General features: G+C 69.7%; 26 protein-coding genes. 14 read left to right on the plus strand and 12 right to left on the minus strand.

Annotated features, from left to right (window positions below; translation table 11 throughout):
* Positions 1-21 precede the first annotated feature (21 nt).
* The 3 genes from AC1DCG_RS06530 to AC1DCG_RS06540 form a co-directional block, all read right to left on the minus strand.
* The gene (locus AC1DCG_RS06530; RefSeq protein WP_477036483.1) at positions 22-954 is read right to left on the minus strand and encodes an alpha/beta hydrolase; all 933 of its coding nucleotides are present in this window, start codon (positions 952-954) and stop codon (positions 22-24) included.
* Between the two features lie 83 nt (positions 955-1,037).
* Positions 1,038-1,538, minus strand: coding sequence for a DinB family protein (locus AC1DCG_RS06535; protein WP_477029940.1), 501 nt, complete (start codon positions 1,536-1,538; stop codon positions 1,038-1,040).
* 15 nt (positions 1,539-1,553) lie between these two features.
* Positions 1,554-2,804, minus strand: a complete 1,251-nt coding sequence (locus AC1DCG_RS06540) for a pseudouridine synthase (protein ID WP_477029941.1) — start codon at positions 2,802-2,804, stop codon at positions 1,554-1,556.
* 143 nt (positions 2,805-2,947) lie between these two features.
* Between AC1DCG_RS06540 and AC1DCG_RS06545 the strand changes: the two genes are divergently transcribed.
* Genes AC1DCG_RS06545 through AC1DCG_RS06555 form a run of 3 tightly spaced genes read left to right on the plus strand, consistent with a single transcriptional unit; the run spans position 2,948 to position 4,345 of the window.
* Positions 2,948-3,460: a DUF7662 domain-containing protein gene (locus AC1DCG_RS06545; protein WP_477029942.1), complete on the plus strand. Its 513-nt coding sequence runs from the start codon at positions 2,948-2,950 to the stop codon at positions 3,458-3,460.
* Positions 3,450-3,881 carry a type II toxin-antitoxin system VapC family toxin gene (locus AC1DCG_RS06550; protein WP_477029943.1) on the plus strand — a complete coding sequence of 144 codons (432 nt, stop codon included), beginning with the start codon at positions 3,450-3,452 and terminating at the stop codon, positions 3,879-3,881. Before AC1DCG_RS06545 ends, AC1DCG_RS06550 begins: the two co-directional genes overlap by 11 nt.
* Positions 3,878-4,345, plus strand: coding sequence for a nucleoside deaminase (locus AC1DCG_RS06555; RefSeq protein WP_477029944.1), 468 nt, complete (start codon positions 3,878-3,880; stop codon positions 4,343-4,345). The genes AC1DCG_RS06550 and AC1DCG_RS06555 overlap by 4 nt, the downstream gene beginning before the upstream one ends.
* Here AC1DCG_RS06555 and AC1DCG_RS06560 read toward each other — a convergent pair.
* Entirely contained in the window at positions 4,342-4,746 is a 405-nt protein-coding gene (locus tag AC1DCG_RS06560; RefSeq protein ID WP_240903609.1) for a hypothetical protein, read from the minus strand. The genes AC1DCG_RS06555 and AC1DCG_RS06560 overlap by 4 nt on opposite strands.
* Positions 4,747-4,864: 118 nt before the next feature.
* Between AC1DCG_RS06560 and pseB the strand changes: the two genes are divergently transcribed.
* Entirely contained in the window at positions 4,865-5,905 is a 1,041-nt protein-coding gene (gene pseB / locus AC1DCG_RS06565; RefSeq protein WP_477029945.1) for a UDP-N-acetylglucosamine 4,6-dehydratase (inverting), read from the plus strand.
* A complete protein-coding gene (gene pseC, locus AC1DCG_RS06570; RefSeq protein ID WP_477041425.1) occupies positions 5,902-7,062 on the plus strand; it encodes a UDP-4-amino-4,6-dideoxy-N-acetyl-beta-L-altrosamine transaminase in 1,161 nt (386 codons plus the stop codon). Before pseB ends, pseC begins: the two co-directional genes overlap by 4 nt.
* 1 nt (position 7,063) lies before the next feature.
* Here the strand turns inward: pseC and AC1DCG_RS06575 are convergent, their stop codons facing one another.
* The 3 genes from AC1DCG_RS06575 to AC1DCG_RS06585 form a co-directional block, all read right to left on the minus strand.
* Positions 7,064-7,375, minus strand: coding sequence for an EthD family reductase (locus tag AC1DCG_RS06575; RefSeq protein WP_477029947.1), 312 nt, complete (start codon positions 7,373-7,375; stop codon positions 7,064-7,066).
* 74 nt (positions 7,376-7,449) lie between these two features.
* Positions 7,450-7,761: an EthD family reductase gene (locus AC1DCG_RS06580; RefSeq protein WP_165262377.1), complete on the minus strand. Its 312-nt coding sequence runs from the start codon at positions 7,759-7,761 to the stop codon at positions 7,450-7,452.
* 70 nt (positions 7,762-7,831) lie between these two features.
* On the minus strand, positions 7,832-9,538 hold the full coding sequence (locus tag AC1DCG_RS06585; protein WP_477029948.1) for a hypothetical protein: 1,707 nt from the start codon (positions 9,536-9,538) through the stop codon (positions 7,832-7,834).
* A 230-nt stretch (positions 9,539-9,768) separates the two neighbouring features.
* On the opposite strand from AC1DCG_RS06585, the gene AC1DCG_RS06590 reads away from it, so the two are divergent.
* From AC1DCG_RS06590 to AC1DCG_RS06615, 6 genes are all read left to right on the plus strand, one after another.
* Positions 9,769-10,482: a response regulator transcription factor gene (locus AC1DCG_RS06590; protein WP_165262381.1), complete on the plus strand. Its 714-nt coding sequence runs from the start codon at positions 9,769-9,771 to the stop codon at positions 10,480-10,482.
* Positions 10,451-12,145: an ATP-binding protein gene (locus tag AC1DCG_RS06595; RefSeq protein ID WP_477029949.1), complete on the plus strand. Its 1,695-nt coding sequence runs from the start codon at positions 10,451-10,453 to the stop codon at positions 12,143-12,145. The genes AC1DCG_RS06590 and AC1DCG_RS06595 overlap by 32 nt, the downstream gene beginning before the upstream one ends.
* A complete protein-coding gene (locus tag AC1DCG_RS06600) occupies positions 12,142-12,576 on the plus strand; it encodes an HPr kinase/phosphorylase (RefSeq protein WP_477029950.1) in 435 nt (144 codons plus the stop codon). Before AC1DCG_RS06595 ends, AC1DCG_RS06600 begins: the two co-directional genes overlap by 4 nt.
* A gap of 75 nt (positions 12,577-12,651) precedes the next feature.
* The gene (locus tag AC1DCG_RS06605; RefSeq protein ID WP_058348726.1) at positions 12,652-13,056 is read left to right on the plus strand and encodes a PTS sugar transporter subunit IIA; all 405 of its coding nucleotides are present in this window, start codon (positions 12,652-12,654) and stop codon (positions 13,054-13,056) included.
* A complete protein-coding gene (locus tag AC1DCG_RS06610) occupies positions 13,053-13,331 on the plus strand; it encodes an HPr family phosphocarrier protein (RefSeq protein ID WP_116489063.1) in 279 nt (92 codons plus the stop codon). Before AC1DCG_RS06605 ends, AC1DCG_RS06610 begins: the two co-directional genes overlap by 4 nt.
* Positions 13,332-13,483: 152 nt before the next feature.
* Positions 13,484-14,077 (plus strand): hypothetical protein, encoded by a 594-nt coding sequence (locus AC1DCG_RS06615; RefSeq protein ID WP_477029951.1) that lies wholly within the window; start codon positions 13,484-13,486, stop codon positions 14,075-14,077.
* Between the two features lie 135 nt (positions 14,078-14,212).
* On the opposite strand, the gene AC1DCG_RS06620 is transcribed toward AC1DCG_RS06615, so the two are convergent.
* From AC1DCG_RS06620 to bioB, 3 genes are all read right to left on the minus strand, one after another.
* Complete coding sequence (locus AC1DCG_RS06620; protein ID WP_477029952.1) at positions 14,213-14,998, minus strand: alpha/beta hydrolase; 786 nt, start codon at positions 14,996-14,998, stop codon at positions 14,213-14,215.
* 129 nt (positions 14,999-15,127) lie between these two features.
* Complete coding sequence (locus AC1DCG_RS06625; RefSeq protein ID WP_477029953.1) at positions 15,128-17,881, minus strand: M16 family metallopeptidase; 2,754 nt, start codon at positions 17,879-17,881, stop codon at positions 15,128-15,130.
* Between the two features lie 121 nt (positions 17,882-18,002).
* A complete protein-coding gene (gene bioB, locus AC1DCG_RS06630) occupies positions 18,003-19,028 on the minus strand; it encodes a biotin synthase BioB (RefSeq protein WP_165262393.1) in 1,026 nt (341 codons plus the stop codon).
* Positions 19,029-19,135: 107 nt separating this feature from the next.
* Between bioB and AC1DCG_RS06635 the strand changes: the two genes are divergently transcribed.
* On the plus strand, positions 19,136-20,629 hold the full coding sequence (locus AC1DCG_RS06635; RefSeq protein ID WP_477036485.1) for a CYTH and CHAD domain-containing protein: 1,494 nt from the start codon (positions 19,136-19,138) through the stop codon (positions 20,627-20,629).
* A 3-nt stretch (positions 20,630-20,632) separates the two neighbouring features.
* Here AC1DCG_RS06635 and AC1DCG_RS06640 read toward each other — a convergent pair whose 3' ends face one another.
* A complete protein-coding gene (locus tag AC1DCG_RS06640; RefSeq protein ID WP_477029955.1) occupies positions 20,633-21,484 on the minus strand; it encodes an alpha/beta hydrolase in 852 nt (283 codons plus the stop codon).
* Between the two features lie 73 nt (positions 21,485-21,557).
* Positions 21,558-23,573: an AsmA family protein gene (locus AC1DCG_RS06645; protein ID WP_477029956.1), complete on the minus strand. Its 2,016-nt coding sequence runs from the start codon at positions 23,571-23,573 to the stop codon at positions 21,558-21,560.
* A gap of 436 nt (positions 23,574-24,009) precedes the next feature.
* On the opposite strand from AC1DCG_RS06645, the gene ahcY reads away from it, so the two are divergent.
* Positions 24,010-25,401, plus strand: coding sequence for an adenosylhomocysteinase (ahcY, locus tag AC1DCG_RS06650; protein ID WP_165262401.1), 1,392 nt, complete (start codon positions 24,010-24,012; stop codon positions 25,399-25,401).
* A 145-nt stretch (positions 25,402-25,546) separates the two neighbouring features.
* Positions 25,547-26,395 (plus strand): PfkB family carbohydrate kinase, encoded by an 849-nt coding sequence (locus tag AC1DCG_RS06655; protein WP_477041426.1) that lies wholly within the window; start codon positions 25,547-25,549, stop codon positions 26,393-26,395.
* Positions 26,396-26,455 lie beyond the last annotated feature (60 nt).

Here is a 26,455-nt window from a genome sequence, read left to right on the forward strand (position 1 = left end):
GGAGCTACAGGCGTGAATTGATCAGCCCTTCGCCGGCAGCACGGCCATCAGGGCGCGGGTGAAGCCGACCGGGGCGACGGTCAGGTGATCCTCGCCCTCCAGCACGGTCGAGCGCACGCGAAGGCCGGGATAGCCGTGCGACTTCAGCGTCCGTTCCATGGCCCGCATGTCGGCGACCATGTCGGGCCCGGTGGTGTTGCGCGGACCGGGCCCGGGGGTCTCATAGGCGCCGATGTACATGAAGACGTCGGCCGGCAGGTCCTTGTGGGCGCGGGCGTAGTCGGCCTCCATCGTCATGATGTGGCGCTTGTCGAACCAGAAGGACGGGCTGCCCAGGACGTAGGCGTGAAACAGCGTCGGGTCGGTGAACAGGATCTGCGCGCCCAGCAGGCCGCCGTACGAGTGTCCCAGCAGCACCCGGCGGGCGGGATCGGTGCGGAAGCGACGGTCGACGAAGGGGATGGCCTGGCTTTTCAGATAGGCCTGGTAGGCGCCGCCCTGGCCGTGCAGCGCCGCGCCGGCGCCGCGGGGACCGTTGGGGGTGGGCGTGTAGTCGCGGTTGCGGCTGACGACGCCGCTGTCGCCGCGCGAATAGGACAGGCCCACGAGGATGAACTCCTCGATCACCGGCCCCTCCAGGTTCACCCGGCGGGCGACCTGGCGAATGATCGGGAAGGCGTAGTCGGCGTCGGTGACGAAGACGACCGGATAGCGGCGCTGGGGATTGGCCTCGTAGCTGGCCGGCAGGCTGACGAAGACCTCGTAGTCGCGGCCCGAGACCGGATCGGGCACGGTCCAGACCTGCGTGCCCTTCAGCACGTAGGGTCCGCCCTCGGCCTGGGGCGCGGCGACGGCGGGCGTCGAAGACGACGCCGACTGGGCGTCGGCCCGCTCGGCGCAGGCCGGAAGCACGCAGGCCGCCAGCAAGGCCGCCGCTAGTCCAGATCCCCTCATGCCCGACTCCCCTGAAAGCTGCACCAGGGCACCCTAGGGGCGAATGTGGCGAAACTCGGCCGTAAGGAGACGCAGCTCCAGGATCAGACGCCCGCCTCGCGCTGATAGACCGGCAGGTCCAGCGACGGCGGCGCCACGCCCGCCTGGCCGATCAGGTCGTGGGCCTGGCCGCGATGGTGGGTCTGGTGATTGAACAGATGGGCGAGCGTCTTCCACAGCGGCCCGACCACCTCGACGCCGTCGGCCTTGCGCACCCAGCGGAACTGCCCGGCGCAGGCCTCGTCGGTGAGGCCGGCGACATAGGCGACCAGCGCCGCGTCCTCGACCGCCCTCGCCGCGCGAAGCCCGGCCAGGTCGGCGAACAGCATCGTGTCCAGGCCGTAGGGCGGCAGCGGCGTTCCGGCCAGGCGGGCCGTCCAGATGCGGTCGGTGACCAGCAGGTGGTTCAGCGTCCCGGCGATCGAGCCGAAGAAGCCGCCGCGATCGGCGGTGAAGCCTCCCGCCGGCAGGGCCTCGCAGGCGCCCAGCAGGCGGTCGTTGGCCCAGGCGTTGTAGCCGGCCATCAGGGAGAAGAACTCACGCACCAGGCCGCCTCCGCGCTAGCGTTTGGGGCCGCGCGGACCCTTGAAGCCCTCGGGCCTGGCAGGACGCGCGGGTCCGGCCTTGCCGGCGGGACGCGCCCCGGGCTTGCCCGCGCCCGGCTTGGCGACCGCGCCCGGCTTGCCCGCGAACTTGCCGACGCTCTTGCCGGGGCCCTTGCCGGGGCCCTTGCCACGCGCGGGGGCCTCGGTGACGAACTTGGTCTCGATCGACTTGGCCTTGCGCGGCTTGGACTTGTTGGGATCGACCTTGATCTTCGCCTTGGCCCAGCCGGCCTTGTAGACCTTCTTGGGCTCCTCGACCTTGGGCGTGACGATCTGCGGCGACCGGCCGGTGGGCGCGCGACGCTGGATCTCGCCGCCGCGCAGGCGCTCGCCGTCCTTGGCCACGCCCGGCGCGTACAGCGGATCGGCGACGCCGACGAACTGCGGCTTGTCGCCCGTGGGCATGTTCTCTTCGGAGATGACCCCGGCCAGCAGCTCGCGGATCACCCGGGGGCCGACCTCCTCGACCTGGCCCGCCTGCAGCGTGCCCAGCGCGAACGGCCCGTAGGACAGGCGGATCAGGCGGTTGACCTTCAGGCCCACCGACTCCAGCACCTTGCGGACCTCGCGGTTCTTGCCTTCGGTCAGCGTGACCGTGATCCAGACGTTGCGGCCGCCGCCGGCCTTTTCCTGGGCCTTGTCGAGGCGGGCCTCGATCGGGCCGTAGCGGACGCCCTCGATGGTCGTTCCGTCCTTCAGCTTGTCCAGCGTCTCCTGGGTGGCGTGGCCGAAGGCGCGGGCGCGATAGCGGCGGGTCCAGGCGTTCTGCGGCATCTCCAGCGCGCGCGACAGCTCGCCGTCGTTGGTCAGCAGCAGCAGGCCCTCGGAGTTGAGGTCGAGGCGGCCGACCGAGATCACCCGCGGCAGGCCGTGCGGCAGCGCGCCGAACACGGTCGGGCGCTCCTTGGGATCGTTGTGGGTGGTCACCAGGCCGGTAGGCTTGTGATAGCGGAACAGGCGGGTCTGCTGGCGGTCCTCGACCAGCTTGCCGTCGACGACCAGCAGGTCGCCCGGAAACACCCGCACGGCCGGGGTGGTCAGCACCTGGCCGTTCAGCACGACCTTGCCGGCCTCGATCAGCCGCTCGACCTCGCGGCGCGAAGCCACGCCCGCGCGGGCCAGGGCCTTGGCGACGCGCTCGCCGCCCTCGGCGTCCGGATCATGCTCGACGGCGTCGTGCAGGGCGGGCTGATACTTGTCGGTCATGCCTTGGTTCCTTCGATGGGAGGGGCGCATCTCACGATGGGCGTTGAAGAAAGCTCATGGCGCCGAACGACGGGGCGATCAAGGTGGACACTCGCATCCAGAAAGTTATATATGGTTATATACCTTATTTGGCGGAGAGCCTGGTGAAGTACGAGCCGCTCAGGCGCCACCTGGAAAACGTCTACGACGGCGACGAGGTGCTCATGGCCTTCGACGAGATCGAAGTCGTTCTGGGCTTTGCGCTTCCGCGTTCGGCCCGAGAGCATCAGGCCTGGTGGTCCAACACCCGCATCGGCCACACGCACGCCGCAGCCTGGCTGGACGCGGGCTGGAAGACCTCGGCCCTCGATCTGGCCGGCCGCAGGGTCAGGTTCGTGCGCGAGGCCGAGCGGGGCGTGGCCGAAGGGGCGACGCCGTTTCGCCATCGCGACGAGGTCTTGCCCGTACCGCTGGATCTGCTGACCCCCGCCAGCCTCCAGATGATCGACCGCGAAGCCCTGCGCACGGGCGCGCCCCCCCAGACGGCCGCCGCGGCGCTGCTGAACGCCCTGGCCGTCGAGCGTCGGCGCACGCTGCTGGCCGACCTGGCCCAGCCCCTGCCGGCGGGCGCGACGGACGCCGCTGCGCTCGTGCGCGAGGGTCGCGATGGCCGCTGAAATCGTGCTCGACGCCTCCGTGGCGGCGAAGCTGTTCTTCATCGAGGCCGGATCCGAGGCGGCGCGGGCGCTGGCTCTGTCCGAAACCCGCCTGATCGCACCCGACCTGCTGCGGATAGAGATGGCCAGCATCGCCGCGCGACGGGTCAGGAACGACGGCTTGGACGAGGCCCGCGCCGGTCGCGCGGCCTCGGCCCTGGACGAGATCATCGCTGAGTTTCGCCCCATGGCCGGCTTGGCCGAACGCGCCTTCGCCCTGGCCGCGCGACATGGCGTGAGCGCCTATGATGCGACCTACCTGGCGCTTGCGGAGCAGCGGGGAACGGTAATGGTCACCGCCGACGCCCGCCTGGTCGCCAAGGCCCGGACGGCCGGTCTGGGCGCCCACGTGCGCGCGCTGGAAGACGGAGGCCAGCCATGATCGACGAAGACGCCATGGCCCTGGCCCTGGAGGAGGCTCGTGCGGCGGCCGAGCGCGGCGAGACGCCGGTGGGGGCGGTGATCCTGGATCCGAGGACAGGCGAGGTGATCGCCAGGGCCGGCAATGGTCCGATCGCGGCGCACGACCCCACGGCCCACGCCGAGATCGCGGCCATGCGGCTGGCGGCGGCCAGGCTGGAAAACTACCGGCTGACGGACCTGACCCTGGTGGTGACGCTGGAGCCCTGCGCCATGTGCGCCGGCGCGATCAGCCACGCCCGCATCGGCCGGGTGGTCTGGGGCGCGGACGATCCCAAGGGCGGAGCGGTGATCCACGGCCCGAAGTTCTTCGCCCAGCCCACCTGCCACTGGCGGCCGGAGACGACGGGCGGGGTGATGGCGCAGGAAAGCGCCGACCTGCTGCGCGGCTTCTTCCGCGCGCGGCGCAAGGCCAAGGGCGCCTAGTTCACCATCGCCGAGCCGAGCAGCACCTTGGCGCCCTTGCGGCCCAGTACGCGATCGGCGGCCTTCTGCATCTCGGCGCCGACATAGTCGAGGTCGGGCACGGCGCCGCGGCGCAGGCCCGAGGCGTAGGTCATCAGCACCTGGGCGAAGGCCGCGCGCAGGCGCGGGGTCGAGGCCTGGGCGTGCTCCATGACCTTGGGGTCCTTGGCCTCGATGCCGGTCTCCAGCGTCATCACGCCCTTGCGGCCGTCGCGGCGGATGGCCGTGGCGGTGATGGTCGGCAGGGCGAAATAGGTCGGCGGCGCTTCCTTTTTGGCTTCGCCGCCGCTGGCCAGGGCGGGCGAAGCGCCAAGACCGGCGAGCGTCAGGACGGCGGCGAGGAGGGCGAGGGTGCGGCGCATGGCCTTCCGCATAACCCGTCGTGGTTGACGTCCTCTTTACGTCTGGCGCCGCACAAACGCGTTAACCTAGATTCCCCGTGCGTCAGATGCGCGCGCGGCGGGTGCGAGGAGGCTGATCTTGGGACGCTTTTCACCGCAATCCCTCGACCTTGACGGCAAGGTGATCCTGGTCACCGGCGGCACCGGCTCGTTCGGACGCCGGTTCATCGAGACGGTGCTGAAGCGGTCGAGCCCGCGCAAGGTCATCATCTATTCGCGCGACGAGCTGAAGCAGAGCGACATGCAGCTGGAGCTGCGCGAGCAGTTCGACGAGGCCGACTTCGCCAAGCTGCGCTTCTTCCTCGGCGACGTGCGCGACCGCGAGCGCCTGACCCTGGCCCTGCGCGGCGTCGACATCGTCATCCACGCCGCCGCCCTGAAACAGGTGCCCGCCGCCGAGTACAATCCCTCGGAGTGCATCCACACCAACGTGCTGGGCGCCGAGAACGTGGTCTGGGCCAGCCTCAACAACCACGTGAAGCAGGTCGTGGCCCTGTCGACCGACAAGGCCTGCAACCCGACCAACCTCTATGGCGCGACCAAGCTGGCCTCGGACAAGACCTTCGTGGCGGCCAACAACCTGTCGGGCGACATCGGCACGCGGTTCTGCGTCGTGCGCTACGGCAACGTCGTGGGCTCGCGCGGCAGCGTCGTGCCGCTGTACCGCCGCCTGCTGGACCAAGGTGCGACCGAGCTGCCCATCACCGACCCGCGCATGACCCGCTTCTGGATCACGCTGAACGAGGGGGTCGACTTCGTGCTGTCGTCGCTGAACCTGATGCGCGGCGGCGAGATCTTCGTGCCGAAGATCCCGTCGATGGCCATGCCCGACCTGGTGAAGGCCATGTCGCCGAGCGCGGGCGTCAAGGTGATCGGCATCCGCCCCGGCGAGAAGCTGCACGAGATCATGATCAGCGCCGACGACGCCCGCTCGACGGTGGAGTTCGACGACCGCTTCGCCATCGAGCCCAACTTCGCCGAGTTCGGCCGCGAGCCCTATTCCGAGGCCGACGGCGCCAAGCCGGTGGCCGAGGACTTCTCCTACAGCAGCGACAACAACCACGATTGGCTGAGCCCCGAGGGCCTGCTGGCCATGCTGGAGGAGAAGGCCGCGCGATGAGCGGCTTCCTCCCCTACGGTCGGCAGACGATCGAGGACGACGACATCGCGGCTGTCGCAGAGGCCCTGCGCGCCGACTTTCTGACCACCGGCCCGACGGTCGAAGCCTTCGAGACGGCCTTCAAGCAGAAGGTCGGGGCGCAGCACGCCATCGCCGTTTCGAACGGCACGGCGACCCTGCACCTGGCGATGATGGCGCTGGAGGTCGGCGAGGGCGATGTCTGCATCGCCCCCTCGGTGACCTTCCTGGCCACCGCCAACTGCGCCCGCTACGCCGGGGCCGAGGTGGTGTTCGCCGACGTCGACCCCGACAGCGGCCTGATGACCCCGGATACCCTGGCCGACGCCCTGTCTCGCGTGGGCGAGCGCCGCGTGCGGGCCGTGCTGCCGGTGCACCTGCGCGGCGACGTCTGCGACCTGCCGGCGCTGAAGGCCATGGCCAGCGCGGCCGGCGCGGTGCTGGTCGAGGACGCGCCGCACGCGCTGGGCTCGATCGCGACCTTCGGCAACGAGGCCCATCCGGTGGGCGACTGCGCCTACTCGGCCTTCGCCAGCTTCTCGTTCCATCCGGTCAAGACGCTCGCCACCGGCGAGGGCGGCATGCTGACCACCAATGACGCCGCGCTGGCGGCCAAGGCCCGCAGCTTGCGCGGCCACGGCATGGTGCGTCCGGCCGGGGCCGAGCCCTGGGTCTACGAGATGCCCGAACTGGGCTTCAACTACCGCATCCCCGACGTACTGTGCGCCTTGGGGATTTCACAGCTGGCCAAGCTGGACCGCTTCGTCGAACGCCGCCGAGCGCTGACCGCGCGCTACCAGGCGCTGCTGGAGCCGCTCTCGCCGCTGGTGCGGCTGGCCGTCAGCCCGTCCTGGTCCGACCCGGCCCTGCACCTGCTGACCGTGCTGATCGACTTCGAGACGGCGATGACCAGCCGCGCGGCCGTGGTCGAAAGCCTGAAGGCCCAGGGCGTGGGCACGCAGGTCCACTACATCCCGGTGCACCGCCAGCCCTACTACGTGAACCGGTATGGCCTGGCCGACCTGCCCGGCGCCGACGCCTGGTATGGCCGCTGCCTGACCCTGCCGCTCTATCCGGGAATGGATGATGGGGATCCGGAGCGGGTGGTCGAGGCGCTGGCGCGGGCGCTGGGCGTGTAAACTACCCCGCCGCGTAGATCTCGATCACCGGCGCGATGTCGGTGAAGTTGGCCACGTCGGCGTGCAGGCCGGGCGCGGCCGGACTTTCCAGGCAGGCGCGCATGGCGGCCTCGTCGCGGAAGGTCAGGTGCGCCATGGCCACGAACGGCGCCGGGCCGCCGTCCAGGGCCGACACGCCGCGAAACACCCGGGCGTCCAGCAGGCCGGTCTGCGCCAGCGCCTCGCGCACCATGCGGATATGGGTTTGCGCATAGTAGTCGTGGTCGAAGCGCGCGCCGTCGCGGGCCGGGTAGACGATGCTGATGAAGGCCATGACGAGTTCCAGGCGGGTCGCGAGCGGGGCGACAGATTGGCCGACCGCGCCCAGCGGTCAAGCTTGAGCGCGCCCTATGGCTCGACGCTGATCTGGATCACCGGCGTGATGTCGGTGAAGTTGGCGACGTCGGCCTGGACGGCCGGGGCCTCGGGGCCGCCCAGCGAGGCCTGCAGCGCGGCGGCATCGCGGAAGGTCAGGTGCACCATGGCCACGAACGGCGGCGGCGAGCCGTCGGGGCCGGGCACGCCGCGCAGGATCCGCGTGTCGACGAGGCCGGTCGGGCCGAAGGCCTTCTGCGCCAGCGGGATGTGCACCGCCTTGTAGTAGTCGTGATCGAACTTGGCCCCGTCGTGGGCGGGATAGAAGACGCTGAAGACGGCCATGTCGGGCTCCGTACTCTTAGGAGCACGGATTTGGGGACGCGTCAGGTCGCGGACAAGCTTGGAGGAGGCCTCAGGCCGCCTGTTGCTGCTGCACCAGGCCCTTGAGCAGATCCAGCGTCTCGGGGCTGGCGGCCAGTTGCTCGCGGGCTTCGGGCGCGCGGGCCAGCTTCAGGGCCTCGAGGCGAGCGCGGTCGGCTACCGGGCCGGTGGGACCGGCCTCGCCCATGGCCAGGCGGGCCAGCAGGGCCAGGCGCTGAGGCAGGGGCGCGGGCGCGCGGGCCAGCAGCGACAGCAGGCGGGCGTCGGCCTCGACCATGCCGCCGACGTCGCCGAGCTTGGCGCACAGCGGCCCGTAGTCCTCGACCACCAGGCCCGAACGGGTCAGCGACTTCTGCAGCGCCGCCAGGGCGGCCAGCTTCACCGACGGGCTGTCGGGACCCTGGCGCATCTCCTTCTCGAAGCGCATGGCCTGGATGTTGGCCGACAGCCAGCGGGCGGCATGGCGCTTGTTGACCGCGCCCATGACGTTCTCGGCCAGGCGGATCAGCATGACCACCTCTTCGCGGGCCGAGCGGTCGCGACCCAACAGGGCCTCGATGAAGTCGCCGTTGAGCAGGGTCTTGGAACGGGTGGTGAAGGCCGCGGTGATGTCCTCGGCCGGCAGGATGCGGCCCGCCGCGGCCGTCAGGCTCATGGCCAGGGCGCGCAGGTGCTCGATCTCGCTCTCGGCGTCGGTCGGCTTGAGACGGCGCACGCCGTTCAGCTCCTTGAGCACCCGGCGGGCGATCGAGGCGCGCACCGTGGGGAAATTGTCGCCGCACAGCCATTGGCCCAGGCGCTTGGCGGTGCCCGACAGCTCCGGCATGCAGGCCCGAACGCTGGCCTCGACCTTGATCAGCATCTCGACCTGCGCGCCACCGGCCAGGCGGGTCATGGCCGCCAGGGTCGAGCCCAGGTCGTCGGCGGTGTTGAGAAGGTCGGCCATGCCGGCCTTGGAGCCGATGATCTCGGCCAGCGGCGTCTCGATGGCGGCCAGGGCGGCGGCGCGGGCCTTGGGCTCGGCCGGCGCGGCGTCGGCCAGGTCGAGCAGGCGGGCGATCTTCTCGCTCCAGTCCTTGGCCGGAGCGATCGAGGCGGCGACGCCGGCCCCCAGCAGGAAGGCGCGATCGGGATCGGCGGCCAGGCGCTCGGCGGCTTTCGCAAAGCCTTCCTTGTCGAGGTCCGGCAGCTGGCCCTTCTTGAAGGCCTTCATCAGGTTGGCGACCGAGCGCTCGACCAGGCCCTGGAAGTTGCGGATCAGCTCGTGGACCGACATGCCCCGGGCCTCGGCCTCGGGAATGGCGATCTTCTGCAGGGCGTGCTGCAGGTCGGTGCCGGAGGCTTCCAGCTTTTCGACCAGGTCGGGACGGTGCAGCAGCTCGAAGGGCGTGGCCTTGTGGCGCTGCAGCCAGCTTTCCAGCAGGCGGCCGATGCGGTCGCGGGCGTGGGCGGTGTAGAGGTCGGCCGGCTGCACGCACAGCGGCTCCATCTCCTCGACCGGCTTCTTCGGCTTGCCGCCGTCGACCATGCCCTTGGTGAAGATCGAGATGGAGCGGTATTCCCGGGTTTCGGGATCCAGCGTCTCTTTCGAGACCCGCACGGCGACGGCGCGCCCCGAGTTCAGCACTTCCTCGGCCTGGGCCAGGGCGTGGCTGCGAATCTCGGTGGCCATGTCCAGAGTCCATTGCGCGCCGACCTTGCGGCGCACGAATAGCTCGTAATGGACCTGATCGCTCATGGGCTTTATGGGGCTCCTGGATCGTGACTATGACTTGCGAGACCTTAAGGCGAGGTTGAAGGGCGAAGACCATCGTTCGGCGCCGCCGCCGCAAGTGTGTCCAACCCCGCCACGCCCCGGCCGCAATGGCGGTCGACAAGGCGCGATGGAAAGCTTGGCCGCTCCGTGCGTTGTAGCGGGGCGCGGTGGTCGATAGGATCACCGGGAAGGTATTCGGAGGAATAGACGGCTTGGCCGAGATCACGCTCATCGACGACGACGAGAACATCGTCGCTTCGGTCTCCCTGGCCCTGGAGAGCCACGGCCATACGGTGAAGGCCTATTACGACGGCGTCTCGGGTCTCGAGGCGGTGGAAAGCAATCCGCCGGACCTCGTGATCCTCGACGTCAAGATGCCCCGCATGGACGGCATGGAAGTGCTGCGCCGCCTGCGCCAGTCGTCCGAGACGCCGGTCATCATGCTGACCTCGAAGGACGACGAGATCGACGAGATCCTCGGCTTCAACCTCGGCGCCGACGACTATATGCACAAGCCGTTCAGCCAGCGCCTGCTGCTCGAGCGCGTGAAGGCCGTGCTGCGTCGCGCCCGTCCCGAGGAAGAAGACCCGGCCGCGCCCGGCCCGGCCGGCGCCGCGGGCTCCAAGGTCATGAAGCGCGGCAAGCTGACGCTCGACCCGGCCCGCCACGACAGCCTGTGGGACGGCAAGCCGGTGCGCCTGACGGTCACCGAGTTCCTGCTGCTGCAGTCGCTGGCCCAGCGTCCCGGCTTCGTGAAGAGCCGCGACAACCTGATGGACGCCGCCTACGACGATCAGGTCTATGTCGACGACCGTACGATCGACAGCCACATCAAGCGGATGCGCAAGAAGTTCCGCCAGGTGGACCCCGAGTTCGATTCCATCGAAACCCTGTATGGCGTCGGCTACCGCTACCGCGAAGCCTGAGGCGGGCCTCGACCCCGGCGCCGAGGACGCGCCGCGCGATCGCCGGCGGCTGTCCTGGCCGCGGGCCTCGCGGCTGGGCCGGCTGATCGTCGGGCTGAACCTGCTGGCCCTGGCCATCCTGGTGGTCGGGGCCCTGGTGCTCAACGAACTGCGCAGCGGCCTGATCAACGCCCGCATCGACAGCCTCAGCACCCAGGGCGAGCTGATCGCCAACATCATCGAGCGGGCCGCCACGCAAGGCGAGCCCGAGCCGACGCTCGACGTGGCCGCGGCCAACGACATCCTGCAGTCGTTCTTCAGCGGCCATTCCCAGCGCGCCCGCCTCTATGACGGCGAGGGCCGCCTGCTGGCCGACTCCTACCTGGTCGAGGACCGGGTGGAGTGGAAGGTGCTGCCGCCGGCCCGCAAGTCGGGCGACAACGGCTTCCGCCTCTCGCTGCAGGACAAGGACGCCAAGCCGCGCGCCCTGGAGCGCGCCAAGGCCGAATTCGAGCAGGAAATCGAGCGCGCCCGCATGGGCGAGACCGTCAAGCAGGTGCGCCTGGCCGAGAACGGCGAGCGGGTGGTGTCGGTGTCGATCCCGATCCAGCACGTGCGCGCCGTGCTGGGCGTGCTGACCGTCGAGGCCGGCGACGTCGACGAGATCATCGGCGCCGAGCGCAAGGCCCTGCTGCCCTTCGTGCTGGTGGCCGTCGGCGCGGTGCTGATCTCCAGCCTGCTGCTGCACCGGCTGGTGGCCCAGCCCGTGCTGCGCATGGCGAGGGCCGCCGACCACGTGCGCCTGGAAGGCGCACGGGCCATCAGCCTGCCCGACATCTCGCGCCGCAACGACGAGATCGGCGACCTGTCGCGATCGCTGGAGGAGATGACCGAGGCCCTGTCCGAGCGGATGGGGGCCATCGAGCGCTTCGCCGCCGACGTGGCGCACGAGATCAAGAACCCGCTGACCTCGATCCGCTCGGCCATCGAGACCCTGGATCTGGTCACCGAGCCCAAGGCCCGCCAGCGCCTGCTGGGCATCCTGCAGCAGGACGTCGGCCGCCTGGACCGGCTGGTCACCGACATCTCGAACGCCTCGCGTCTCGACGCGGAGCTGTCGCGCGAACTGCCCAAGCCGATCGACCTGGCCCGCCTGCTGAGCGAGGCCGTCAGCATCTACGAGGCCCAGGTGCGCGGCGAGGAGCCGCCGTTCAGCGTCCGCGTGCGCCTGACCGGCGCGCCCAGCGGCGCCTCGCGGGTGATGGCTCGCGAGATCCCCGTCAGCCAGGTGTTCCGCAACCTGATCGACAACGCCCGCTCGTTCAGCGCCGGCGACGGCGAGGTGCGGGTCGCCCTCGTCCGCCAGAACGGCCGCCTGGTCGCCACGATCGAGGACGACGGCCCCGGCATCCCGCCCGACAACCTGGAGACCATCTTCGAGCGCTTCTACACCTCGCGCCCCAAGGGCCGGGCGTTCGGCGGCAATTCGGGCCTGGGCCTGTCGATCGCCCGCCAGATCGTCGAGGCGCACGGCGGCAGGATCCACGCCGAGAACCGTCAGGACGACGACGGCAAGGTGATCGGCGCGCGCTTCGTGGTCGAGCTGCCCGAGCATCGCGACGGTCACGCCCACGGCCATCACGGCCGCGACGGCCATCATCATCACCATGGCGGGCGCGAATGATCCGCCATGCCGGCCTCGTGGCCCGGCGGGTCGGCGGCCTGTGGCGCGGCGTCCTGATCGAGGGGGCGTCGGGCGCCGGCAAGAGCGACCTGGCCCTGCGCGCGGTGGAGGCGGGCTTCCGGCTGGTGGCCGACGACCGGGTGGTGACCTTCGTCTCCGAGGGGCGGCTCTACGGCCGCGCGCCCGACCCGCTGAAGGGGCTGATGGAGGTTCGCGGCTTCGGGATCGTGCCCGAACCGGCCATTCGGCAGGCCGAAATCTGCCTTCTGGTGCGCTGCGTCGACGACCCGGCCCGGGTCGAACGCCTGCCCCCGACCCGCACCGAACGCCTTCTGGGGTTGGATTTGCCGGCTTTCGAGCTGTGGCCGCTTGAGCCCGCCGCGCCCGCGAAGATCGCCAGGATGCTGGAGCATCTTGGAGTCGCCCCCTAACAAGCGTATCAAGGCGACCCGCGCGGCGTCTCCCTGCCGTATCGGGCGAAGGGGATCCCGTTTGAGAGACCAGGCATGATCGGGCTCGTGATCGTCACGCACGGGCGTTTGGCGGAGGAATTCGTTTCCGCCATGGAGCATGTGGTGGGGCCGCAGACCGCGGTGAAGGCCATCTGCATCGGGCCGGAAGACGACATGGAGCGTCGCCGGTCGGACATCCTGAAGGCCTGCGCCGCCGTCGATGACGGCGCCGGGGTCATACTGCTGACCGACATGTTCGGCGGCACGCCCAGCAACCTGGCCATCTCGGTGATGGAGCAGACCAAGGCCGAGGTCATCGCCGGCCTGAACCTGCCGATGCTGATCAAGCTGGCCAGCGTGCGCACCCGCGACGACCTGGACGCCTGCGTCGCCCACGCCCAGGAGGCTGGACGCAAATATATCTCCGTGGCCTCCTACGTGCTGGCGGGAGAAAAATGAGCAGGACGGCGGCAGCCACGGTCGAGATCATCAACGAGCGCGGGCTGCACGCCCGGGCCTCGGCCAAGTTCGTCAAGCTGGCCTCGGGCTTCGACGCCGAGGTCACCGTCGCCCGCGAGGGCTCCAGCGTCGACGCCCGCTCGATCATGGGCCTGATGATGCTGGCCGCCGGCATCGGCTCGACCATCGACATCGCCGCCGAAGGCCCCGAGGCCGAAGCCGCTGTCGACGCCCTGGTCGAACTGGTCGGCAACCGCTTCGACGAGGAGCGGTAGGGCGCGGCTCGAGCCGCTTCCCTATCCGCCCGTCATTCCCGCCCTCGTGGCGGGGACCTCCACCGCTATCGACAGATCGCGCGGAAGGGGGATTCGATGTCGACCATAGGGGAACGTTGACCACGGCCTCGTGGGTGTCCAAGGATGGGCCAATGCTTCGCGCTACTTCACTCCTTGGGTTTGCGGCGTTGTGCTGGCTGGCGGCCAGCCCGGCGGAAGCGTGCGATTATCAGGTTCCACGCAATCCCGGAGAAACCCGAGCGCATGCCTTCGAACGCTTGCAGCGGGCTAATCAAGATCGCTACTGGGCTGAAGCGGATGCGATCTTTGTTGGGCGGGTCGTTGGCCTTGTCGAGGACGACGGTGGCCTTGAAGTGAGATCTCTACCTCGGAGGTCGTTCAAGGGCGACGTCGGGACAGGCGTTGTCGCCTATGATCTGAATTATACCGAAGTGAACTGCGATCGTGCGGCTTTTCCAGAATATGACAAAGTCGGACTATTCTACGCCAGCCGCGAGAATGATCGGCTTGTGGTTCGCGGAATGCTCGGTCCGAATGATATTAAAGATGATGCTTTGAGAGCCCGCGTATTGAAGGAATTCCATCCCGGCGAACTCACCACGCTGGCGATGGAGACGCCAACTCAAGATCGACGGCCGCTGGTGCTTGCCGGGCTGATAGCGCTTTGCGCCTTCGTCGGAGGCATTCTGATAGGGCGAATGGGTCGGAAGCGGACGGTCGTCTAGATCCCCTTTCGACTGGCCGCCACGGCTCGTGAGGCGCGCCTGTTCCGGACTTTCAAACCGGCGTCGTGAGTGGGCATCTGTTTTGGTCAATACCCGCCCGAGGGGCGGGCATGACAGGAGATGGGGGGAGGGCCCCTACCCCGCCTTAGCCGCCATCCAACGCGCCGCCAGTTCCGGCCAGCTCCCTTGCGTGCCCGCCAGTTCGCGCAGGGCGAAACCGTGCGGGGCCTGGCCGAAGACGTGGGCGTCGAGATCCAGCTTCAGGTCGCGGGCGGTCTTGATGAAGTTCAGCGCATGCTCGACCGGCACCACCTCGTCGAGCAGGGCGTAGGCCAGGAACACCGGGCAGGCCGGAACGCCGTGCGGCTGCGCCGCGACGCCGATCGGCCAGGCGTCGTAGAAGGCCTGCTTTTCAACCGGCGGATAGTCGGGCTTGCCGGCCGGGGCCTTGTAGTCGCGGTGGTTGGCGTTGATCGGGGCGTAGGTGATCAGCACGCCGGCAAGGTCCGCAGCCTTCTGGCAGGCCAGGGTCCCGGCCAGGTGGCCGCCCGACGACAGGCCCAGCACGAAGCGCGGCAGGTCGGTGGGGATCTTCTCCAGGGCCAAGAGCCCGTCGGTCAGGGCGATGTCGAAGGGCCAGACCCCGTCGGGGCTCGCCGCGCCCGGCAGGCGGTGGGCCAGGACATAGGCGTCGTAGCCCTGATCGTTCAGCCACAGCGCCGCCTCGACGCCCTCGCGGTCGTGCATCAGCCGCAGATAGCCGCCGCCGGCGCAGACCAGCACCCGGCCCTTGGGGGCCGCGACGCGGAAGGCGTGGAGTTCGGCCCGCGTGACCACGTCGATCGTGCGGTCGGGCCAGGCGCCTTCAATGAGGTTGGCCGGGCCGTCGCTGAGGACGATGATCTCGGTCGGCTGCTGCACGGCGCGTCTCCTGGTCGGACTGTCTGGCGGCTTATCGCGGCGCCCGCCCCTCCCGACAAATGAAAAGGGCCTACAAACGAAAAGGGCGGCCCGTGAGGACCGCCCTTCGCGCTTGCCGTCCGGCCGGTGCTACTGGACCGGCTTGCCGTCGGCGTCGATCACCTTGATGTCGAGCTTCAGGGCCTTGAGCTTGGGCTCGATCACGGCGCGGTCGCCGACGATCACCCAGACCAGTTCGTCCGGCTTGATCGCCTTCTTGGCCGCCGCCGTGGCGCTTTCGACCGTCACCGACCGCACGTCGGCGGGGTACTCGTCGAAATAGGTGTCCGGCAGGTCGTAGTTGAGCAGCTCGGTGATCGAGCCGGCCACCGCGCTGCCCGTCTCCCAGTTGCCCGGCATCGACAGGGTCAGGCTGTTCTGGGCCTTGGCCAGTTCGGCCGCGGTCACCGGACGCGGACCGATGATGTCGGTCAGTTCCTTGCGGGCCTCGGTGAACGACTCGGCGGTCTTGTCGGTCTGGACCGGCGCGCGGATCAGGAACAGGCGCGAGCCGCGGGCGTCGCGCACGCCCGAGAAGGCGCCGTACGACCAGTGCTTGTCCTCGCGCAGGTTCATGTTCAGGCGCGAGACGAAGTCGCCGCCGAACAGGGTGTTGAACGCGTCGAGCGCGGCCTGGTCGTTCGGATCGCGCGGACCCAGCAGGTTGCCGGCGGCGATCACCGACTGCTGGGCGCCGGGCTTGTCGATCAGGTAGACGGCGGCCTTGCTGGCCGGCGCCTGGACCGACGGCTTGGTCTTGCCCTGCGCGCCCTTCCAGCCGCCCAGCTGGGCTTCCAGCTTCGGCACCAGCTCGGCCAGGGTGGTGTCGCCCACCACGACCAGGGTGGCGCCCTGCGGCTGCAGCCAGGTGGACTGGAAGCGCACCAGGTCGTCGCGCTGGATCGAGGCCAGCGTGGCCTCGGTCGTCAGCTGGCCGTAGGGCGAGCCCGGACCGTAGGTCAGCACCGGCAGGATGCGGCTCGACATGGCCTGCGGGTTCTGCTTGGCCTGCTGGACGCTGGCGATCGCCTGCTTCTTCAGGCGATCCAGGTCCTCGGGCTTGAAGGCCGGGTTCTTGAGCACGTCGGCATAGATGGCCAGGGCCGGATCCAGCGTCGTGGTCAGGGTGTTCAGCGACACCGAGGTCAGGTCCAGGGTGCTGCCCGAATTGATGCCCGCGCCCAGCTGGGCCAGTTCGCGGCTGATGGTCAGGCCGTCGCGGTTCTTGGTGCCTTCGGTCAGCATGCTGGTGGTGATGCCGGCCAGGCCCGGCTTGTCGCCGGCGTTGGCGGCCACGCCGGCGTCGAACAGCAGGTCGATGCGGACCTGCGGCGTCTCGTGACGTTCGGCCAGGACCACCTTGATGCCGTTCGACAGAGTGGCGCGCTCCAGCTTGACGAAGGCCGGGGCCTTGGTCGGACCGACTTCCGGCATCGCCTTGCGGTCGGCGCCGGCCGTGGTCGTGTAGTTGGGGAACGGCGACACGGTCAGGGTGAAGTCGCCGTCGGTCAGCCAGGCCTTGCCGGCCGCCTGCAGCTGGGCGGCGGTGGCGCCGCGGATGCGCTCCAGGCTCGTCTTGTAGGCTTCGGGCGAGCCCAGATAGACTTGGCTTTCGGCCAGGATGTCGGACTTGCCGCCGAAGCCGCCGATGCGCTCGACCCCGCGCACGAAGTTCGACAGCGTCAGGGTGCGGACCTTGGCCACTTCCTCGGGCGTCGGGCCGTCACGCAGCAGGCGCTGGAACTCCTCGTCGAAGGCCTTCTCCACTGCGGCCGGGTCGCCGCCCGGCTTGACGGTCAGGGTGACGATGAACTGGCTGCCGATCTCGCTGTCGGACACCCCGGCGCCGACATTGGTGGCGATCTGGTCGGTGTAGACCAGGCGCTGGTAGAGGCGCGAGGTCTTGTCGGAGACCAGCACGTCGCCCAGCAGGGCCAGGTAGTCGGACTCGGCGGTGCCGTACTGCGGGATGTTCCAGACCTTGTAGATGCGCGACTGCGGCACGCGGTCCTGCATCTCGGCGCGCTGGCTGCCGGTGCGCTTGGCCACCCAGGCCTTCTGGCGCATGACCGGCGGGCCCGACGGAATGTCGCCGAAGTACTTCTCGGCCTTGGCCTTGGCTTCGGCCGGCGTGATGTCGCCGGCCAGCACCAGCACGGCGTTGGCCGGGCCGTAGTACTGCTTGAACCAGCTCTTCACGTCGTCCAGCGAGGCGGCGTCCAGGTCTTCCATCTCGCCGATGACCGTGTGGCCATAGGGGTGGTCGGCGTCGTAGGTGCTGGCGGTGATCACGTCCCAGACCTGGCCGTACGGCTGGTTCTGGCCCTGGCGCTTCTCGTTCTGGACGACGCCGCGCTGCTCGTCGAGCTTGGCCTTGTCGATGGCGCCGACGAGGTGGCCCATGCGGTCGCTCTCGAGCCACAGCACCTGGTCCAGGGCCGCGGTCGGCACGTTCTGGAAGTAGTTGGTGCGGTCCTCGTTGGTGGTGCCGTTCATGTCGGTGGCGCCCAGCTTCTCCAGCGCCTTGAACCAGTCGTCGTTGAAGTTCTCCGAGCCGTTGAACATCAGGTGTTCGAACAGGTGCGCAAAGCCGGTGCGGCCCTTGGGCTCGTTCTTCGACCCCACGTGGTACCAGATGTTGACCGCCACGATCGGGGCCTTGTGGTCCTCGTGGACGATCACGGTCAGGCCGTTGGCCAGGGTGAACTTGGTGTAGGGGATGTCGACGCTGGGCAGCTGGGCCAGCTGGCCGGTGACCTTGGCGGACGGCTTGGGCGCGGCTTGCGCGAGCACCGGGTTGGCGAGGAGCAACGCCGCGACGGCGGCGGAGGCGAACAGCTTCATGAAGGGCCCCGAAAAGGTTTCGCGCAAAGCGAAGATGCCCCGCACCATAGGTTGCGGGGCATCTGGGACAAGCGAGCCACGCGGCCCGCCTTCATTAAATTTCGTCCAGAAACGGCGGGCCTTACTCGGCCGGAACGGCCTCCGGAGCGACTTCCGCCTTCACCATGACCATCGGCTTGAGGTCGAGGTCGTGGAACAGGCGGCTGTCGTCGTCCATGTCGGGCAGCGGCGTGGTCAGAAGCTTGCCGCCGACGAAGATCGAGTTGGCGCCGGCCATGAAGCACAGGGCCTGCAGTTCGCGGTTCATGCCCTCGCGGCCGGCCGACAGGCGGACCATGGCCTTGGGGCAGACGAGGCGGGCCACGGCGATGGTGCGGACGAACTCGATGGAGTCGATCGCCTTTTCGCCTTCCGCCAGGATCTGGTCGCCCAGCGGCGTGCCGCTGATCGGCACCAGGCCATTGATCGGCAGGCTGTCGGGATGCGACGGCAGGGTGGCCAGCTGGTGCAGCAGGCCGGCGCGGTCGCGGCGGGTCTCGCCCATGCCGACGATGCCGCCGCAGCAGGTGCTCATGCCCGCGTCGCGCACATAGGCCAGGGTGTCGAGGCGCTCCTGGTAGGTGCGGGTCGTCACCACGTCCTTGTAGTAGTCCGGGCCGGTGTCGAGGTTGTGGTTGTAGTAGTCCAGGCCCGCGTCCTTCAGCTGCTTGGCCTGCTCGGCGGTCAGCATGCCCAGCGTCGCGCAGGTCTCCATGCCCAGCGCTTTGACCCCGCCGATCATCTCGGCCAGCTTGGGCAGGTCGCGGTCCTTCAGCTCGCGCCAGGCCGCGCCCATGCAGAAGCGCTGGGCGCCGCCGGCCCGGGCGGCCTTGGCCTTGGCGATCACCACCGCCGGCTCCATCAGCTTCTCGGCCTTCAGGCCGGTCTTGAAGTGGGCGCTCTGGCTGCAGTAGCCGCAGTTCTCGGCGCAGCCGCCGGTCTTGACCGACAGCAGTTGCGACAGCTGCATCTCGGAGGGGTCGAACCAGGCGCGGTGCACGCGCGCGGCCTCGAACACCAGCTCCATGAACGGCAGGGCGAACAGCGCCTCGACCTCCTGGAGGGTCCAGTCGTGGCGGGGCTGTGCGGAGATGTTGATCGGCGTCATGGCGCGCAGGTTTGAACTTGGGCGATCCGAATGGCAAGACGGCCCGCGCATCCGCACGATGTTGCGTTGCGGAAGCCAAACGCCTGCAAGGTGGTTATAGTCGGATCATGGATCGCGAAATCGAACTGAAGTTCCTGATCGCCCCGGAGGCTTCCGACGCGATCCTGGCCCGCCTGGGGGCCGACGGCGCGGTGCGCCGGCTCGACGCCACCTATTACGACACGGCCGATCACGCCCTGCGCCGGGCGGGCTTCGGCCTGCGGGTGCGCGACGGCGACGGCGGCCGCAAGCAGACCCTGAAATCGGCCTCGGCCGGCGGCGTCTTCTCGCGCGGCGAGTGGGAGGCCCCGGTCAGCGGCCCCGGCCCAGACCGCGACCTGCTGGACCAGACCCCGGCCGGCCGCATCGTCAACGGCGACGTGCTGGCCCCGGTCTTCGCCGCCAAGGTCGAGCGCACCCTGCGGCTGGTCGAGCACGCCGGGGCGGTGATCGAGGCGGCGCTGGACCGCGGCGAACTGCAGGCCGGAACCGACCGCGCCGCCGTCAGCGAACTGGAACTGGAACTGAAGACCGGCGAGCCGGCCGCCCTGTTCGACCTGGCGCGCGATCTGATGACCCACGCGCCGCTGCGCCTGTCGCTGGTCAGCAAGGCCGAGCGCGGCTACGCCCTGGCTCTGGGCGAAGCGCCCGGCGCCCGCCGCGAGGCGGCCGTCCTGACAAAGGGCATGACCGCCGCCGAGGCCTTCCAGGCCCTGGGCAACACCGCGCTGGGCCGCCTGTGCGTCGCCGCCGAGGCCCTGGCCGACCTGCCCGGCCCTGACGCGCTGCACAATCTGCGCGTGGCCGCCCGCCGCCTGCGCGCCCTGCTGAAACTGTTCCGCCCCGTCACCGGCAAGCTGGCGGCCACGCCGGCGGCCGATCCGCTCAAGGCCCTCGCCGACGCCCTGGGACCGGCTCGTGATCTCGACGTCTATGTCGCCGAGACCTGGCGCCCGGCCGCCGAGGCCGATCCGCAGCCGGTCGAAGGCCTGGCCGCCCTGGGCAAGGCGCTGGTCGAGGCCCAGCAGCGCGCCTATGCCGACGCCCTGAAGGCGGCCGCGCCCAGCCGCTTCGGCCCGCTGGCGCTCGACATCGCCGCCTGGCTGGAAGCCGGCGACTGGCTGGCCGATCCTGAACGGGTCGAGGACCGCGACGCGCCCGCCAAGGCGTTCGCCGCCGCGCGGCTGAAAAAACTCTCCAAGGCGGTGCTGACCCGCGGCGCGGACCTGGAGGCGCTGGACGCCGAGGCCCGCCACCGCCTGCGGATCCAGGGCAAGGGCCTGCGCTACGCCATCGACGCCCTGGCGCCGCTGTTCCCCGACCACCCCAAGCGGCTGGAGCGCTGGTCGGCGGCGACCCGCGAGCTGCAGGACGCCCTGGGCGGCCTTAACGACCACGCGCTGGGCGCCGCCCTGGCGCGCCAGGCGGCCCTGGCCGACGGCGACCCCAAGGCCGCCTACGCCGCGGGGGCCCTGTCGGCCTCGCCGGACGCCACCGGCCGGCTGATGCGCGAGGCCAAGGCGGCCCTGGCCGAACTGAACGATCTCAAGCCGTTCTGGTGAGCCCTACGGCCGCTCGTAGCCCCGCGCCGCCAGGAAGGCGTTGAGCCGCGCGTCGCCGTCGCGGTCGGCCTCGGGATCGATGTCGAAATCGCTCTCCTGGTTCTTCAGGTTTCGCGTCAGCAGGTGGCCCAGTCCCGGATAGACGTGCAGTTCGCACGCGCCGCCGGCGGCCTTCAGGCTCGCGCAGAAGGCCTCCGCCCCACGAAGCGGGGTCAGGGTGTCGGCCGCGCCCTGCACGATCGCGGCCGGCGGCCCGCCCCGCGCGGCCAGCGACAGGGGCGAGATCGAGGACGGATCGGCCCCGCCCATCAGCTTGCGGAACCAGCCGTCCCTGGCCAGGTCGAGCGCCGGCGACCACAGCAGCATCAGGTCAGGGCCCTTGGTCCCGCCCGGACAACCGCCCAGGCCGGCCGTCGCCACCAGCTGGCCGCCCGCGCTGACGCCGTAGCCGGCCACCCGCGCCGGATCGATCCCCAGCCGCGCGGCGTTGGCCCGCGCCCAGGCGAACGCATCGCAGGCGTCGGCCAGCGCATCGGCGGGCGTGACGCCCTGGCGCGACAGGCGGTACTCGATGGGGATGGCCACCAGGCCCTGGCCGTTCAGCACCCTGGCCGCGCCGTAGGTCCAGGCCGGCTCCCCCGCCACCCAGCCGCCGCCGTGGAAGATCAGCGCCGTCGGGCGCGGCGCGGCCGCATCGCCGGCCGGCGCGAACACGTGGGCCTTCAGCGAGACGTCGCCGAGCGTCTTGTAGGTTTCGATCCGGGGCGTCGCGGGCTGGGCCTGCGCGCCCGCCGCCGGGGCCCAGCCCACGACCAGCAGGCCCGCGATCGTCGCGACCTTCGCGCAAAGCCTCATCCGCGCCCTCCTCGTCCAGCCCTTAAACTCTGGAGCGAGGACGCCGACAGCGCCACTCAAAAGCGCGCCGGGGCTACCTGCCCTTCTTCGGCGCCGCCTGGGTGGTCTGGGTGGTGCGCACCGCCACCCCCTCGCCCCGCGCCTCGGCCACCAGGCTGGCGCAGTCGGCGTCCTTCTCCAGGCCCGGCGTGACGAACGGCAGGATCGCCGCCAGCGGGCTGAGCAGCGAGCCCAGCGCCGCGGCCACGCCGCCCTGGGCGATGGCGCCGCCGGGCTGCAGGTCGATGTCGGGCCGGCCCAGCGGACCCTTGATCTCGATCGGGATGAACAGCCGCACCAGGCGCGGCTTCTTGCTGTCGCCCTCGATGCGCAGGTCCAGCCGCTCGGTCTTCAGGTTGATCGTGCCCTCGCCCTTGGCGACGACGACGCCGGTGTCGGCGATGATCTTGTCGGCCCGCATGACGCCGTCCTTCACGTCGAAGCTGGCGACGGCGCAGCGCAGGCTGGTCTCCTTGGGATCCTTCGACAGCAGCATCAACAGGCCCTTGGAGGCGTTAACGCCCAGAAGCTCGGCGAAGGCCTGGCGCACCTGGCCCTTGGGCGCGACCAGGGTCACCGTGCCGTTCGACGAGGCCGCCGCCCGGTGCACCGAATTGCCGACCCCGCGCAGCTTGGCCCGGGCCACGATGCCGCCCTCGATGGCCGGCTTGCCGGCCGTCTTCAGCGGGATGAAGTCCTCCAGCTTGGCGTTGGTCAGGCGCAGGTCGAGGTCGGTGACCGGCACGTTCGGCCGCGCGTCCAGCCGCACCTTGCCGGCCAGGTCGCCGCGCGAGAAGGTGAAGGCGATCGGGTCCATGTTCAGCACGCCCTTGTCCAGCGTCAGGTCCAGGCGAACCTTCTGCAGGGGCAGGTTAGGGGCGTTCACCGCCAGGGCGCGGTAGGTGACCTTGGCGTCCATGGCCCGCACGCGGTCGGTCTGCAGGGTGGCGTCGGGCAGGATGCGGCCGGTGGCCTCGCGCTGGCCGGCCTCGACCTTCTGACCGGCCGAGGCGGTCTCGCCGCGACCCGTGGCGGGCGCGGCGCCGACCAGGCTGCCCAGGTCGTCGAAATCCAGGCGCTTGGAGCGCAGGTCGGCCTCCAGATAGGGCCGCTCGCGATCGACCAGCACGAACAGGTCGCCGTTGACGTCGCTGTCGCCGATGCGGCCCGAGAACTTCTCGAAGTCGAACCGGCCGCCCTTGCGCGCCAGGTGGCCGCTGATCCGGTAGGGCGGGGTGTTGGGCAGGGTCAGGCCCGTCAGGCCGTAGAGGCGGTTCAGGTCGGTCCCCGCGATGGTCAGGTCGCTCTCGAACCGGCCCAGGTCGAAGGGCTTGGTGATCGAGCCCTCGGCCGAGACCCGCGTGGTCCCTGCGCTGACCTGCGCATCGAACGGATAGGGACGATTGGGCGAGATGTTCAGCAGCGGGCCGCCGGTCACCCGCGCCAGGAACGGCTGGCGGTTGTAGGTCCCCTTGCCCTCCAGCACGAAACGGCCCTTGCCGTCGCCGCTGGCGTGCTCGTTGGAGCTGACCGTGCCGGTGAACAGCACGTCGCGCTGGCGATCCTCGACCCGCAGGGCGCCCTCGTTGATCACGAAGTGCTGGATGGCCGGCAGCTTCAGCGGCTTGGTCCGCTTCTTGTTCGGGTCGCCGAAGGTCCAGTTGGCGCGGCCCGAGGCCTCGCGCAGCAGGCGCACGTCGGGACGGTCGACCGCCACCAGCGGCAGGATGACGTCGCCCTTCAGCAGCGGCAGCAGCTTGATCTGCACCGCCACGCGATCGACGCGGGCCATGTGGCCGGCCTGCGGACCGGTCTTGGGCGCCCAGTCGGGCTGACCCAGGAACAGGCCGTAGGCCTCGGCCTTGGGCGAGAACGACCAGGGATGGACCCGCAGGTCGCCGTCGATCCGCACCTCGCGCTTCAGCTGGGCCGAGGCGAAGCGGCCGACGGGGCCGCGCAGCATGTTCCAGTCGAACCAGACGAAGAAGGCGACGATCGCCGCCAGGATCAGCAGGGCGCCGCCGATCCCCCAGCGGGCGGATCGGGGCAAGGCGCGCCAGCGGCCTCCGGGTTTGCGCCCGGGGCTGGTCGGCGGCGGCGATGTCGAAACGGAACCTTCCGGCATCCGCCTACAACGCGCGGCGAACGGCGTTCCGTTCCCTGGACGGTCCGACGGGCCGGCTTAGTAGACGAGTTTCAGGCTGCCCACGACGGCGGCGACGATCACGAAGGCCACGATGGCCACGACTTCATAGGCCTTGAAAAAAGGCCGGCTCGGCGAACGCATGTTGATATTCCCCCACATCCCACTTTGGCACTAGAGCCGCCTTGGTCCGCAAGGGTCACGCCAGTTCTCCCGTCAGGCGTATTGCCTTCTGCCTGTTTCGGCGGCGCACGGACATAAGGAAATCTTTATGTCAGTTTGCCACTCTCCACCGCCCGCGCTATAACGCGGCCAAGACATTTCCCCCGATCAGGAGCCGCCCGTGGCCGACTACATCGTCAAGGACATCTCGCTCGCCGACTTCGGCCGCAAGGAACTCGCCATCGCCGARACCGAAATGCCGGGCCTGATGGCCACGCGCGCCGAGTACGGCCCCGCGCAGGTCCTGAAGGGCGCCCGCATCGCCGGCAGCCTGCACATGACGATCCAGACCGGCGTGCTGATCGAGACCCTGACGGCCCTGGGCGCCGAAGTCCGCTGGGCCTCGTGCAACATCTTCTCGACCCAGGACCACGCCGCGGCCGCCATCGCCGCCGCCGGCATCCCGGTCTTCGCCTTCAAGGGCGAGAACCTGGTCGAGTACTGGGAATACGCCCACAAGATCTTCGAGTGGCACGACGGCGGCTACCCGAACCTGATCCTCGACGACGGCGGCGACGCCACCCTGCTGTGCGTGCTCGGCCCGAAGGCCGAGAAGGATCCGACGATCCTCAACAACCCGCAGAACGAGGAAGAAGAAGCCCTCTTCACCGTCATGAAGCGCTACCTGGCCGAAAAGCCGGGCTTCTACACCGCCATCCGCGACGCCATCGGCGGCGTGTCGGAAGAGACCACCACGGGCGTGCACCGCCTGTACCAGATGGCCGCCAAGGGCGACCTGCCGTTCCCGGCCATCAACGTCAACGACAGCGTCACCAAGAGCAAGTTCGACAACCTGTACGGCTGCCGTGAAAGCCTGGTCGACGCCATCCGTCGCGGCACCGACGTGATGCTGTCGGGCAAGGTCGCCGTGGTCTGCGGCTACGGCGACGTGGGCAAGGGCTCGGCCGCCAGCCTGCGCCAGGGCGGCGCCCGCGTGATCGTCACCGAAATCGACCCGATCTGCGCCCTGCAGGCGGCGATGGAAGGCTACGAGGTCCAGACCCTCGACGACGTCGCCGACAAGGCCGACATCTACGTCACGGCGACCGGCAACAAGGACGTCATCACCGTCGACCACATGCGCCGGATGAAGAACAACGCCATCGTCTGCAACATCGGCCACTTCGACAGCGAGATCCAGGTCGCCGGCCTGCGCAACTTCAAGTGGGACGAGATCAAGCCGCAGGTCCACCACGTGGAATTCCCGGACGGCAAGAAGATCATCCTGCTGTCGGAAGGGCGCCTGGTGAACCTGGGCAACGCCACCGGCCACCCCTCGTTCGTGATGTCGGCCTCGTTCACCAACCAGACCCTGGCCCAGATCGAACTGTGGACCAACAAGGCCGCCTACAAGAACGACGTCTACACCCTGCCCAAGCATCTCGACGAGAAGGTCGCCTTCCTGCACCTCGAAAAGCTCGGCGCGAAGCTGTCGAAGCTGAACAAGGAACAGGCCGACTACATCGGCGTGCCGGAAGCCGGTCCGTTCAAGCCGGACCACTACCGCTACTAAGCGGTCCGCCAACCGGCAGATCCAAGGAAAGCCCGCTCTTCGGAGCGGGCTTTTTTGTTGCGGATCGACCATCGGACAGGCGGTCGTCTTTTTGCCTTCGTGACGCCCTGTTCAAGTTCTGCAGGCTCGGCTAACTGCTTTGGCCATGCCGCTCGCGCTTCTCATTTCCAGCCACGTCGCCGGCAGCCAGGTGGGCGCCACCGCCCAGGCCGCGGCCCTGACCCAGTTCCGCATCGACACCATGGTCGTGCCGACGGTGCTGTTCGGCCGCCATCCCGGCTGGGGCGTGCCCGGCGGCGCGCCGGTGCCGATCGAGGTGGTCGAGGGCATGCTCGACGGCCTGGAGGCCAACGGCCTGTTCGGCCTGGCCGACCTGGTCGTCACCGGCTATTTCGCCACCGCCGCCCAGGTGCGCGCAGCCGCCCGCGCCATCGACGCCRTGCGGGCCGCCCCGCGCGACGGCGCCTCGGGCCGCAAGCCGACCATCATCGTCGACCCGACCATGGGCGACGCCGGCAAGGGTCTCTACGTGCCGGCCGAGGTCGCCGACGCCATCGCCGCCGACCTGATCCCCCGCGCGGACATCGTCGCCCCCAACGCCTGGGAGCTGCAGCGCCTGACCGGCGCCGAGGTGCGCGATCCGGCCGGCGCGGTGCGCGCCGCCCGCCTGCTGAACAAGCCGGTGATCGTCTCGTCGGTGCAGCGCGGCGCCGAGATCGGCGTCGTCTATGCCGACCGCAAGGAAGCCTGGCTGGCCGCCCACGCCAAGGCCGAGCGCTCGCCCAGCGGCACCGGCGACCTTCTGACCGCCCTGTTCGCCGCCTCGATCCTGGAAGGCCAGACCCTGTCCTACGGCCTGGCCCGCGCCGTCGGCGGCGTCGCCGAGACCGTCACCGCCGCCAACATCTGGAACGCGCCGGAACTGCCGATCGTGGCCATGGCCGCCCGCATCAAGCAGACCTCGCCGACCGTGCGGATCGAGCGGCTGGCTTAAGGGCCTCCGCGCCCCTCCCGTATTCCCGTCATTCCCGCCCTCGTGGCGGGAATGACGGGA

This window comes from Caulobacter sp. 10L414, assembly GCF_056395525.1.